Below are 13,135 nucleotides of genomic sequence, written 5' to 3'. Positions count from 1 at the left end.
GGGTCATCCAGCGTTTGTCTGAGTACTTCAAACTTTCTTCCATGTCTTGGCAAACCGCCGCTAAATTGCTCTCGTCCTTTGGTCGATTCCTAATTTGGGCTGATAGCAGTGAACACGACAGACGATTCGAGTCGATACTTTCGGACTCGGACCTAGCGATGCACGCCTTCGAACTCTACCATCGCTATTTGAAGAATAACATTCAAACTGAGTCCAGTACCCGCAGCCCTCCATCACTCAACTATACGTTGCGATTCTTAGAAATAATCCACCAGCGGCAATTCCGCGACGAAATTGAGAAGGCCAGCGTTGGGCCTGAAATAATTCGGACGACCCCATCTTACTTGCAAGCTCTTCCCGCACTGGAATTCCCGTTCGACAAGGCTCCTTCAATCTGGAATATTGAAAAAACCGTCCTTCTTTTGAGCCATGGAAAACGGTTGCCGATATTCGTCTGGTGCTATCTTGAACGACATGTGATCGGTGCCTGCAACTTTTGTACGCCGGCCTCCTTCTCTGCCGCAAGGGCTGCCGCGCTCCCGCTGGTCATCCAGCGCTTGTCGGAGCACTTCAAAATTTCCGCAGCATCTTCAAAGACCGTCTATGACGTAGTCTCGTCTTTTGGCAGATTCCTAATTTGGCTGGATAACGACGAGCACGCCGGACGCTTTGAAACCGTACTTTCCGACTCTGGCTTAGCGATACACGCCATCGAACTCTATCATCGCTACTTGAAGACAAAGATTCAAACTCACGCCAGTGCTCGCCGCACCGTCGTAAACCAAGAAATTAACACGATGCGGGTATTAGACGTAATCCATCAACGCCAATTCAGTGACGAAATTGAGAAGATCCGCTCGGACCATAGGGGAGGTTCAACAAAGGCACTTAAAGATGAAGACATCGCACAGTTTATGTCGTCCCTCGCGGGAATCTTCGACTCTGCCCTTCGCATTCTAGACTCAGGTACTGATAAGGAAAGCGATGGGACATGGCAGCTTTCACTCCCTTCAAGTAACGATATTCAAACTTTGTATCTGGAAGCCGGATATAGCCGAGCTCGCCTCATGGATCTAGCCGCTATGTCATACGCGGGACTAGTCCTTGGTGACTCAGGGACAAACCTCGCCCAATTACAACGTTATGAAGAGCCGGCTGATTTATCGAAGCAACTAGCTGCCCCCGAACGAATCAATCTAACAAAAAAGGTAATCAAGCTCAGGGCTGGTGGCAGGCTTGTCCCTGTAACGATGACCGCAGTAACGTTCACACGATTGCGCCACTTTGCCAAGATTCGCCACCAGATCATTGAACTACTCGGATGTGACGATATCGCTCCGTTTTTTTTTAAATGCGAATATATAGCAGTCAAGGGACGTACTCCTGAGACGAGGTTCAGAATTGGGAGCATGGAGCCCCTGACTATTCAACCTATATCAGATTACTTCCTCGTTGAACTTCGCAAGAAGACTGCCGCTGCTGGTGTTCGACTACCACACGTGACTACAAGACAACTGAGATCGAACAGGCAGCAATACTTCGTTAAAAACTATGGCCTACCAATCTCAGCAGAGGTAATGGGTCACAGCATTGCTACCGCGGTCAGAGCATATTGTGCGGCACAAGAAGGGACTCAGGCCAATGACATCGGCCGCTTCATGGCGTCGCTCCAAAAGACAGTTATCCAAAGCAACGCTAGCCAGTCAATTGCTAAAGTATCGGTGCCAGTCGGGGAATGTATTTCGCATGGGAATCCAGTTCCGTCAGATCCAACGCCCACCGTAAATCCTGACTGCAAAAAGACAGAGGGCTGCTTCTTTTGCGAAAACTTCCGAGTTCATGCGGATCAGGAAGATCTTCGAAAACTGCAATCCTGCCGCTCTGTACTCCAGAAAATTGACCACTTACAAGGCGAGTCGGCGCGGGCAGATCGCGTTTATCAATCAGTTTTTGATCGAATAGAATTTTTGCTTTGCGAGCTTCGCCAGATTCTCGGTACGCAGCTATATGAAACGACCGAAGCCGAAGTTTCGGCAGGAAATCTCACCCACTATTGGGCCGTCAAATCTCAGCAACTAAGATTGCTCGGACTAATCGCAGCCGCCACCTAAGACCAAAGAGAAAAAGCACAGCAGCATGAACAGTCATATTGGTGAGCCCATTAAGGCCACATATTCTTCAGATACCTCAACCGATTCGAAACAAGAGAAGCAGCACCTTGTAGCTCAACCGTACTTCGACACGACAACTGTGACCACACGGAACGCCAACGGCGAGGCGGTCTCACTCTATGGGGGTGACTCTTGGGATTTCAGATCCCAGTCACTCGATGGAAGTACCGCGAACACGTTACATTTTTGGAAGGCGCCGCCGCAAGCAACTGACCACTTCTTGTGTAGACAGATTTATGAGCAAAATAAAGCGCTCATATGGGTTATAGCCGACCAAGGTGATCTCAAGTCGCCAGAGACATTGAGCAACCACAACTACACCGCACGAGGCCTATGTTCCTTTGCATATGAAAAGGGAATCGACCTCTTTGGGTTGCTTACGGATTTCGAGTTACTGAGTACACGTATCGATAAAATGCATGTCAACCAACTGTTGAATACCAGGGCCCTTGTAAAAGCCCTATGGCGCTATCGCCGGCAATTATTGCCAGGCGATGCAAAAATGAATCGCACTAAGATTATGGAAACGCTAACAGATGCTTTGGCCGAGCTTCCAGAAGGAATGCAAACGCCGTTAATCCCTTCAAGAATCTATTGCTCGATCTTAGGTGGCCTGCTTGAGGGGCTAGAAGAGATCGAACAGAATCTTCCAGTTCTGTTAGATGCGTTGCGCGCTACAGTGAATACAACGGCCACCCTAAACAGAAATCGACCATCTGCCAGCCGTCAGCAACACAAAGTCGCCCGGGGACGGATGCTCGCAGAGACTTTCAAGCAAATGCGAAGTCTTGGATGGAAACAAGGGCCAGGCAAGACACTGCACACATTTATCTTCGGGAAAGTCAGGAACTATCAGTGCCATCTTATGCATACAGTTGTTGCGTTCTCTGGCATGCGAAAGTGTGAGGTAAAACTACTTCCCCTTAACGGAGTCCTAGATACCTTTCAGCACCGCGGACGGGAGCACTGTCTGATCAAGGGTTATACCCACAAGCTTCATCACGGAGACAAGGCGCAAGCCGAGTGGATCACCATCGATCAGGGGCATCGAGCCATAAAGCTTGCCATGCAGATTGGCGGAGTGATTTTATCCCTGCACCAACAGCCCCCCCAGAAGGGTCAGGAGGCTTTATTGTTCTGCTCCACTTCGACCCCATTCAAGATGATGGAAGGAAACGCATTTGGGACAGCGCAAGACCTTCTGATAAAGGCGATTTGTCCCGTGATCACAGCGGAGGATCTGGATGAGCTGAATCAGCTGGAATTGGAGCGCGGCTGGGCAAGGAAGTGTATCGAACCAGGACTGCTCTGGCCACTGGCAATGCATCAGTTGCGCCGTAGCTTAAGTGTTTACGCGCATCGAAGTGGGATGGTCAGCTTGCCCGCACTTAAGGCACAGCTACAACATATTACAGACGAGATGCGGGTCTACTACTCCGATGGCTGGTCACGCGCCGTCAATTTGGTTTTCGAGAAGGATCACTTCAGTCACGAGTGGAACACAGCGAAAGTCGAAAGCACTTATTTCGGGCTGAGCGTCGCGCTGAAAACTGCTTTCGATGAAGAGGATGACCTCTTGGGGATAGGTGCACAACAGATGCGGCAGATTTTCTCGAAGCGTAGCCGAGAGCAGACCTTAGCGCTCATTAAAAATGGAAGTCTTGCTTATCGCGAAACAGTTTTAGGCGGCTGCATTAGTACCGAAGAGTGCAAAGCAATGCCTCTTGACCCAATCAATTTCGAATGTGTTGAATCCAACTGCGCGAATATCGTCGTCCGAAGTAAGCGCCTCGATATGGTGATCCGTAGTCAAGAAAGCGTCGTAGCTCAAGTAGCCTTAAACGACACTGGCTCTGTTGAACATCGGCTGGAGAGCGAACATCTTAAGCGAATGCTTATCGCTCGAGATAGATTGAAACAAATAAATATCTCACAGGAGACCAAAGCATGAGTGCGAAACTACAAGTCGACAAATACTTCCAAGCACTGCAGCGGCTTGTCGAGCAAGGCGCCAAGATCAACAATGATACGGTTGCGTTAGAGGCAGGTAGCGGCCGTGGTAGCATTAAGAAAAGCCGTGCCGCATATAGTGGTCTGATCGCCGCGATCGAGCATGCAGCTCGAAAGCAGACCGAGGCAAAGATCGAAGCAGACCCTTTGCCAGCAATTCGGCAGGAAAACTCAAACCTAGTGCGGCAATTAGACAGCGCTTTAGAGCGCGAGCTCGCACTTCTAACCGAGGTATATAGCTTGCGAGAGCAGCTGCGACAGTTGCACGAACAGCTGGCCGCCAAACCTGTGTTGATCCATAGCCGTCGTCCCTATACCTAGCGCTGAAAAATTACTTACGGGGTTAAGATTATCCCCCTGGAGTATTAAAAAAAACGCCAGGCTCCATATCCTGTGAACGGATAGTCTTTTATGCGGAGAAAATTGGATACTCATCGACAAAACACCGAGCAAGATAGGCAATTTGGATACGGTTTAAAAGCAGGGATGGCCGTTCCTGCACTTTGCGTTCTTTGCCAAAAAGAGACTCCGCAGGTATGCAGCCACGTGATTCCGCAGTTTGTGTCTCGACATATCGGGAAGGTTCTAGGTAATGTCACGGCAAAGTAACAGCTCCTGATTTCACACGCGCTTTGAATTGCCCGATACCGTGCAATGGGTTGCACGGAAAGTGCAATGGCTTGCACGTACGCTAATACCATTAACTTAAATTTATCATCTATTAAGCGCCAACGCACACTTTTATCCGACCTGATTGCCCCAGGGCATCAACCTGCACCGATATTGCCAATATGAATTGACTGGCTACGTCTTTTCGTCAATAGTTAGACAACATTCCCGCTTGAACATTTTTTTGCAAATGATTCGCAGGCTTGACGCCAGCGCATCAACAGGCACAGCTACCTTCGCCGTACTAGCAAGAACATTGTTATTGACCGCCGCCTCACCGGATCAAAAGCATTACGTTGGAAAAACGCTCAAAGTTTCATATGAGAAATGGACAAAATGAATCTACCTCCGTACCTAGTACAACAAATCCGAGAAGGGAAAGTGGTTTTATTTCTTGGAGCAGGCGCATCCATGGGCGCAATTCCGACAGGGACAGTCCGCCGTGTCCCGGATGCGAAAGGTCTTGGGGTCTACCTAAGCGACAAATTTCTTGGAGGTCAAGACAAAGACAAATCGTTATCAATAATTTCCGAATACGCGATAAACGATGCCGCTGATCTCGTGACAGTGCAAGAGGAAATTCGAAATTTATTTCAAACATTTGAGCCGGCAGAATTTCACAAGAAGATTAGTGCATTTAAATGGGCAGCTTTAGCAACAACAAATTATGATTTACTTGTCGAGCACGCATACGAAAAAAATCAAAACAGACTTCAATCACTTGTTCCAGTGGTTAAGACAACTGATAAATTTGAAGCACAACTCAAAGAACTGGATCGCATCCTCTACCTCAAACTTCACGGCTGTATTTCCAGAGCAAGTGACCAGAGCATCCCGTTGATTTTAACAATTGATCAATATATTACGCATCGAAGATATCGCGAACGACTTTTCGATCGATTCAAAAGCTTTGCATCTGATTTTCCAGTTGTTTTTGTTGGTTACAGGCTTGAAGATCCAGACCTTCGATTGTTACTTTCAGAAATAGCTGAGGAAGGAATTTCTCGGCCAAGATATTACGTGGTATGTCCTGGTCCAAATGAAAGAGACGTAAGAATTTGGGAGCAGCGAAAAATAACCGCAATTGATGGAACATTTGAAGATTTCTTGAACCAGCTTGAAAGTGAAATTCCAACTGCGTTACGGGCTCTTCAAAGACCTGACAAAGACCACGCAATTGAAACTCGCTTTATAAAACATCAAAAACTGTCGCCAGCAACGTTGTCTTTCCTCAAAAATGACATTGATTACTTACATGCAGATTTTGTAACAGAAAGTGCAAATCCAAGGTCATTTTACAAAGGCGCTTCATATGGTTGGTCATCAATAGCTGGAGAGCTTGATGCCAGCAGAAATCTAACGGACACGCTATTAAGCGACATTATTATTTCAGATGATTCTGAACGCCCACAAAGTTGCGATTTCTACTTAATAAAGGCATATGCGGGAGCAGGTAAATCTGTATTACTGCGAAGATTGGCATGGGAGGCTGCCAACACATTTGGGAAACTATGTTTAGTTTATCGCCTAGACACCCGTATTTCCATCGATCCAATTCAAGAACTGGCAGAGCTAACTGGCGAAAGGTTGTTTCTATTTGTAGATAGACCTGCGACGCGCTGGATTGAAATAGATCGATTCATAAAAATTGCCCGTCAGAAGCGGCTAAACATTACTGTTATTTGTTCAGAGCGAACAAACGAGTGGCATAACGACTGCCAAAATTTAAATCAATTAATTGACGAGGCATATGAGTTGCGGAGCTTGGCACCAAATGAAATTGATAGGCTACTCGAAAAACTTAAGAAACATGGGCAGCTCGGATCACTTGCACAGCTCTCAGAGAAAGATCAAAAAGCTGCGTTCTTGGAATATGCGAATCGCCAACTTTTGGTGGCGCTTTACGAAGTAACCAGTGGCCTCTCTTTTGAGCAAATCATTTTTGATGAATATAGAAATATTGTTCCTGACGAGGCTCGTCAAATGTATTTGGTAGTTTGCTCTTTGAACCGACTGGGGGTGCCGGTTCGAGCTGGAATTATCAAAAGATTGACGAATATTTCATTTACAGATTTCAAGGATCGTTTCTTTAAACCCCTGGAATCAATTGTTATGACAGAAGAATATAAGCCTGCGCTAGATATCGTTTATCGAGCTCGTCATCCGTGGATAGCGGAAAAAGTGTTTGAGAGAGCATTGCCGAATTCAGCAGACAGGTTTGACTTGTATATTCGATTGCTAGAAGTTCTAGATATTGGGTACACACCGGACCGGCAAGCGTTTAGGGAGCTGATCAGGGCAAAATCCTTGATGAAGTTATTTTCAGATCCAACCTTGATTCGCCAGCTTTACGAAGTGGCCGGCAAGCACAATGCGGAAAACGCATATCAGCATCAGCAATTGGCGATATTTGAAATGAGTCGCGCGAATGCAAACTTTGATATTGCATATGCCGAACTCAAGATCGCTCAGGACCTCGCACCACATGACAAATCGATCAAACATAGTTTCGCGGAATTAGAATTTTCCCGAGCCCAGGCAACCGACAATCGTCTAGAGAGAGAAAAGCATTTTCGCAATGCAAAAGACGTTGCTGTGACCCTCACAGGAAAATACGCCGAGTCGGCGCATGGCTATGTTACTGTCGCACGGGTAGGAATCGAATCACTTTCTGCGGCATTGAGGGATGAGGCTCCAAATGAGATTACCGTTACATCGCTCGTAAAAGAAATAGAAAATTACATTCAAAGTGGTTTAGAGCATTTTCCTGAAGACGAATTTTTACTAAGCGCCGAATCAAATCTCGCCGAATTATTAAATAAAGAGGATTTGGCAGTATCGGCTCTTGAGCGAGCATTTAAAACAAACTCAGCAAGCCCATTTATAGCAAGAAGCCTTTCAAGGTTATATGAAAAAAAAGGGGACTTAGCCAAGTCCAAAATGGTTTTGGAAGATTGCCTAAAATTGCTCCCGGGTGACAAAGCAGTAAACGCCGCATTTGCTCGCTGCTTAACGGATCATTATGCAGATGAGGGGGCACGCGCCGCGCTTCACTGGCGGCGATCATTCACTGATGGCGATACAAATTATTCAAGTCAATTTTGGTACGCACGACAATTGTTCATAAACGGAAATCATGTTAATTCTCGCAACGAGTTCCAGCGTTTGCGTACTGCACGAGTTTCAAGTGAACGCAAACATGATGTACGCGGTGTTATGAGAAGCAATAACAATACGCCTATAATTTTCACCGGAACAGTTGATAAGCTGGAGCCCACATATGGGAGTTTCAAAGTTGACCTCCAGTCCTTTAGCGTTCCAATTAGCAGATCGCGAGTCGATGCGACATTATGGGCCGCGCTTCAACGCGGTCAACAAGTTGAGTTTCAGATTGGATTCAATTTTCATGGTCCTGCAGCGATCTTATGTTCGATTAAAGAAAATTAATCAGATCGTTTTTGACAGGTAAAATCTTCTCGCCTGTTGTAGCCTACGTGAAAATTTCTTGGCCATTTTATGGAAAAAGCATTTGCGTCAACCACTATACTTGATGAGAAGTTCTCCTAGGGCGATGGAGCACCAAGGCGCAGCGAACTGCTACTACTTAGCGATAGACGATAACCGTTGCGGGACATAGTCGGCGTCATAGTTAATCGTTTCGCTTGGATTGAACGCAGAAATACCCATAATTCATTCTCCTTTGATGGTAACTGCACGAGTGTACGGGCTAGTTGTTTTGTAAGAAGGAAATTTCTCAGGGAGATTGCGCCATTGCAATATTGGGTGTGCTGATTAGCGTTGACCGCCGTGCCGGTTTTAACTGACCAAGGCGCTGGCGTCCGCTGACCGGTGCAAAGCGTCCGCACTTGGATAATGCGGTGAACAGTGGCATTCGTACGAGGCTGTGTAAAAACGTAAAAACACGAAATTTTTATGGATAGGGTAACCATTCCCTATGTCGAGAAAATCGCGTAACGGCCATTCTGAGCAGTCGATTTTTTCTCGCGCCGAATTTTTCTGCGTTTTTACACAGCCTGGCACCGAAGCGGCCATACATCGTCGTTGTAGATCCACTCAACAACGACAACGGCTATCGCCAGGTGGAAATGGCTGCAGCCCTCTGGAACGAGGGTGAGAGACCGAAGCGCTCCAGGTAAGGCACTGGAACTGCCCACGCAAATCAACTAGTCAGACACCAGGCCAAGGATGTAGTAACGATTGTGCATGCGCTCGCCTCTGGCCTTTTCCTCATCTTTATCAAGGCGCACCAGCTGCGCGGCCACCAACGCCTGGATGGCCGTACTGATGTCCTCCCGCCGCATGCCGCTATATTCCCCGATGTTGTCATAGCTTATGCGGGCAATGTTGTCCCCGTTCGTCCGAAAAGCCAACAGCAGCATATAGAGCTTGACCGCGTGTAGTGATGACGGCCGCTTTATCTGGTCGACGAAGAACTTCAGGCGCTGCAAATAGCTGTGCTTGTTGAACAAATGCTGCTGGGGCAGCATGCACCACTTGCCATTTACCTCTATGCCAGTCAGCGTATACAGGCTGTTCCTACCTGTGCGGGTAACCGTGATCGCGCCAAGATCTAGTAAGTGGCGCAGGCCCTTGGCCAAGAGTGCGCGCGATATGGGTAGGAGATCTTGAATGTCCTCATAAGTCGCCAGCACAGTTTCATTCTCACGTAAGCCGTCTTGCTTCTGACGTCTATTCGAAATGATAGCCAGTGCGAACAGGATCAACAGCGCTGCCGTCCCTCCCCCTTTGCAATAGCGCCACTGCAGCTGCGCCATGCTGCCCTTGGCGAAAGCACGCCTACCTTCGTGGAAAGCTGTTGGCACCTCAATGTAACCGGCCGGAGCCTGTTCGCCATCATCTGCGTACACCCATTCTGGCCTACTTTTGGCCCAGGCGGAAGGCAACTTAGCGAAGGCAAGCCGGCTCACGACTTCCCACCTAATTTCTTAACCGCCATGAACGCGATGCTCAAGGCTAGGCCAACCACGACCAGGGCGGCCATGGCGAGCACGAAGATTTGAGTGGTGGGATCGTGAATAGCCAAAATCGTTTGCAACAGCTTGTTAGCAGTTTCCATGTTCAATCCTTCTTAGTTATGGACATCTGAAAACAAGCATACAGCGCAACAAGACCTTTTTCTAGAAAGAGTTCCAGTCGAATTACATTATGAATTTAAAATTTCTTTTTTTAATTCAATGACTTATGAAGTAAATAAGCCGTATGAATAAGAAATTTATTAGTTCACCAAACGGTGATTTCCGACACTGCTTTACTGATTTCCCCCTGAAAATAAGACCAATTCTAGCCGAATTAGTTCACGAAAATTTGAGCCAGTCCGGTCAGGGCTGCAGAGAAAGGATACAGACTAACAAAAAATCGCATAAGCCATCAAATTTATATTACTTCTAAACTTATGCACCATTTCGGACTTTATCCCAGCATTCACCTGATATGCCATTACTACCTTGAATCATAATTGCTCAATGATTTGTTCCAACAATGCTTATCAACTTGCTCCAGCAAGGTGGTCAGCAAGTGCCAGCCCCCCGCATAAATTTTTCTAAAAATGTGAATTCAAAATAAATTGCGCTTATAAATCGTTGCTCATAGTTACGATACTGATTGATCAACGTCAGCACATCAAGACAACTTTGACGAGTTTGGGCGCGAAGTTCTGAAGAATGTCCTGCTGTCCGAAAATGTATGAAGAAATATTATCTACGACAGGTGCATCGCGAAATCAACACGCCGACATTTTTCTTCGTATTCTTGACGTGATTTTGGTCAACGCGATTTTCTGCCCTTTTTCACCTCTTCCGGCTTAAAATGGTAAAAATTACATGTACTCTACCATACGATATTCAGTTTATTTTCTTGGACTAACACCATACTTAGAATTTTAAGGTTCGCTTTTCAATATACTTTGATAAGTGCATACCACTCCAAAGACACAATGCACCTCGACAAGACGCCAATTCCCCCCAAAAACCACCACATAGAAATTATTTCAGCCAGCAACCAAAATCTTCAACCAATGATTATTATTGGTTGAATACCAATAATAGATCGCTACGCAGCACAGGAACATCATGGCCACCAGACCGTCTACAATCCGAATTAACCAGCGCTGGTGGGCATGACGCTTCTCTAACTCTATATAGGGATCTTTAAACTTCGGCAGAAGTGCAGCATGTTTACTAATTAGGACTTCAGTCTGCTTATTGATTTCGTCCAAAATCGCCGCCAACGTGTTGTATTGGTTCCGGACCAGCAAGTCCATCAGCGCGACAAAGATCACGCAACCTAGCATAGTCAGCGAATTCTGCCATTCAACAAAGCCTTTAGGCGTCAGTCTACTACCAATAAGAATCAGCGCTGCAGGGATGGCTAGGAGCTGGTTTTGAATATCTGAGAAGACTTTATTCAGCTTGATCGTGTAATCCAGCTTGTGTGCTTTGACTTCTTCCAGCACCTTCTCGAAGGAGAATTCTGCGATGTAAAGATCGTAGCTGTCCTTGTAGCGCTGCTTGAACAGCAAAAAGTCCGAGAGCAGCTTCGGGAAGCGGGCTTCTTCTACCGTATCCTTGAGAAGTTCGTCGAGGATGAGTTTGATGATGACTTTCCGCTGCTCCTTGTGCTTATAGGAGGCGTCAAAAATGTCATCCTCCAGCTCCTTCACTTTCGGCACATCACGCAGATCGGCAGCTTTGTAATTGATCGATAATTCAAGTTTGGTCTTATTCAGGTAGACGAATTTCAAACCAGACAGCGATTCATCGCAATAGTCTGCAACCTCGCGCAAGACTTTCAGCAACGACAGCACAGATACATAGCGGCGAGAGTTGACTGTTTCCTTTTTTTCGGTACTTAGGAAATCGTCCTCGGCCACATAGTAGACCTCAGGCGCCACGTATTTGAAATTGTGCGCGGCCAGGAGGTCCGCCCATGTCATGGCGAAGAAAAATGCTTGGCCGACACCTACCTTGACCTCCACCTCAATCTCGGTGCCAGTAACAACTTTTTTCAACGACGGTTCGAGCAGCCAGTCGAGCTCGGCCAATTTCGCCAGAGTAGCGGCGAGCGCTTCGGTAACCTTAAGTTTTCCCTTGACGTAACCACCGTCCAACGCCGCTTCCTCTAAAGCACGGTATACGGTGATTGCGTGGTTAAAAGCTGTGGTCATGTCATCTCGGCGTCAAGTTGGGCAATGAGGCTCGGCGGCAGATCTACGATGTGAAGTTCTTTCTTGATTTTATCGTAGAGCACTCGTTTGCCCAACAAGCCGAGATCGAAATTGATATTTAAGTCGGCATCTTTACCGCCGACACGCTTCAGTTGACGAAAAGTGGATTTATGGGGCTCGAAGCCATCGCTGATCTCAACGGCGTTGTGCTCGATGTATTCGAGGAAAGCTTGTGGTTGCTCATCATTGAAGCGCATCGATAACGCCGCGAGGCTAATGGATTTTTTATCTCGCGCCTGCTCCTGAAAATATTCAAATGCCTTCTCTTTCACCTTCTTCGCTTCTTCCGGGCTTAGTTGCGAATCTACACAGTAATCTCGGATGGCTTTGATCAGCAGACCTGTTTGCTCTCGGGATTCAACAAACTCCGCGCAACCGAGAAATTTTCGGAAGTAATCGGTGAAATTTGCGTCGGCTTTGCCCTTCTTGACGAAAGAGATGTAATTGCCTTCGTTCGCTTCCCAGTTATTCACGTTGATACGTGCGGCCTCGTGCAAGTGATCGATATCTAGGTTGAAATTCTTGCTGAGAGTCAGTGCCCTCTCGTCGATACCGACGCCACCGCGCAGCTTCAACAGGATGACCATGAAGTAAGGCTTATCGTTTTCTTCATAGCTGACGAAGAATGCATAGCCACCGGTAGCAAGCGCTTGGCCACTCATTTCCCTCCCCAATATGTGCATGGATTTCACACTGAAATCGTGCATCGAAATCTTCTTGGACACATACTGACGTAGAAGTCCGCTGAATGGGAAGGTAACTAGATCTTCTTGGAACGTGCCGTAAGCTCGACCTGCAGTCGTCCCGTAAGCCTTGCGCACTTTCGCAACCGCGTCGGTCAACAACTCGTCGACTTGAAGGCAATTAGGTTTGAGAATGAGGGTGCAGTTTTGATGTCGTTCCTTGTCTACACGGTGGACAATAACTTCTTTAATTAGCATGACATATTGGCATATGATTAATAATAATTGATTTTATCTCCATACTTCATTTATTCATAGAAGAAACTACACTCCATAGG

General features: G+C 46.9%; 8 protein-coding genes. 4 read left to right on the top strand and 4 right to left on the bottom strand.

Features of this window, described 5'->3' with window-relative positions:
* Positions 1-158: 158 nt before the first annotated feature.
* The 4 genes from H8K38_RS02390 (at position 159) to H8K38_RS02375 (ending at position 8,297) form a co-directional block, all read left to right on the top strand.
* The gene (locus H8K38_RS02390; protein ID WP_186883167.1) at positions 159-2,111 is read left to right on the top strand and encodes a hypothetical protein; all 1,953 of its coding nucleotides are present in this window, start codon (positions 159-161) and stop codon (positions 2,109-2,111) included.
* A gap of 25 nt (positions 2,112-2,136) precedes the next feature.
* Positions 2,137-4,122 (top strand): hypothetical protein, encoded by a 1,986-nt coding sequence (locus H8K38_RS02385; RefSeq protein ID WP_186883166.1) that lies wholly within the window; start codon positions 2,137-2,139, stop codon positions 4,120-4,122.
* Entirely contained in the window at positions 4,119-4,502 is a 384-nt protein-coding gene (locus tag H8K38_RS02380; protein ID WP_186883165.1) for a hypothetical protein, read from the top strand. The genes H8K38_RS02385 and H8K38_RS02380 overlap by 4 nt, the downstream gene beginning before the upstream one ends.
* Before the next feature lie 684 nt (positions 4,503-5,186).
* A complete protein-coding gene (locus H8K38_RS02375) occupies positions 5,187-8,297 on the top strand; it encodes an SIR2 family protein (RefSeq protein ID WP_186883164.1) in 3,111 nt (1,036 codons plus the stop codon).
* A gap of 737 nt (positions 8,298-9,034) precedes the next feature.
* Here the strand turns inward: H8K38_RS02375 and H8K38_RS02370 are convergent.
* The 4 genes from H8K38_RS02370 to H8K38_RS02355 all read right to left on the bottom strand — a co-directional run bounded on the left by H8K38_RS02370 (position 9,035) and on the right by H8K38_RS02355 (position 13,055).
* Entirely contained in the window at positions 9,035-9,799 is a 765-nt protein-coding gene (locus H8K38_RS02370; RefSeq protein ID WP_186883163.1) for a hypothetical protein, read from the bottom strand.
* Complete coding sequence (locus H8K38_RS02365; RefSeq protein WP_186883162.1) at positions 9,796-9,948, bottom strand: hypothetical protein; 153 nt, start codon at positions 9,946-9,948, stop codon at positions 9,796-9,798. The genes H8K38_RS02370 and H8K38_RS02365 overlap by 4 nt, the downstream gene beginning before the upstream one ends.
* Positions 9,949-10,878: 930 nt before the next feature.
* Positions 10,879-12,054: a hypothetical protein gene (locus H8K38_RS02360; RefSeq protein WP_186883161.1), complete on the bottom strand. Its 1,176-nt coding sequence runs from the start codon at positions 12,052-12,054 to the stop codon at positions 10,879-10,881.
* A complete protein-coding gene (locus H8K38_RS02355) occupies positions 12,051-13,055 on the bottom strand; it encodes a nucleoid-associated protein (protein ID WP_186883160.1) in 1,005 nt (334 codons plus the stop codon). Before H8K38_RS02355 ends, H8K38_RS02360 begins: the two co-directional genes overlap by 4 nt.
* Between the last annotated feature and the right edge of the window lie 80 nt (positions 13,056-13,135).

Source organism: Undibacterium sp. FT79W, assembly GCF_014284215.1.
Lineage (GTDB): Bacteria > Pseudomonadota > Gammaproteobacteria > Burkholderiales > Burkholderiaceae_D > Undibacterium > Undibacterium aquatile.
Note: the sequence above shows the minus strand (reverse complement) of the source record. Positions and strands in the feature narration are given on the sequence as shown.

Bases quoted from the DNA above. Each gene is read 5' to 3' on its own strand.
- H8K38_RS02390 (WP_186883167.1), top strand. From the start codon at position 159: ATGCACGCCTTCGAACTCTACCATCGCTATTTGAAGAATAACATTCAA.
- H8K38_RS02385 (WP_186883166.1), top strand. From the start codon at position 2,137: ATGAACAGTCATATTGGTGAGCCCATTAAGGCCACATATTCTTCAGAT.
- H8K38_RS02380 (WP_186883165.1), top strand. From the start codon at position 4,119: ATGAGTGCGAAACTACAAGTCGACAAATACTTCCAAGCACTGCAGCGG.
- H8K38_RS02375 (WP_186883164.1), top strand. From the start codon at position 5,187: ATGAATCTACCTCCGTACCTAGTACAACAAATCCGAGAAGGGAAAGTG.
- H8K38_RS02365 (WP_186883162.1), bottom strand. From the start codon at position 9,948: ATGGAAACTGCTAACAAGCTGTTGCAAACGATTTTGGCTATTCACGAT.
- H8K38_RS02360 (WP_186883161.1), bottom strand. From the start codon at position 12,054: ATGACCACAGCTTTTAACCACGCAATCACCGTATACCGTGCTTTAGAG.
- H8K38_RS02355 (WP_186883160.1), bottom strand. From the start codon at position 13,055: ATGCTAATTAAAGAAGTTATTGTCCACCGTGTAGACAAGGAACGACAT.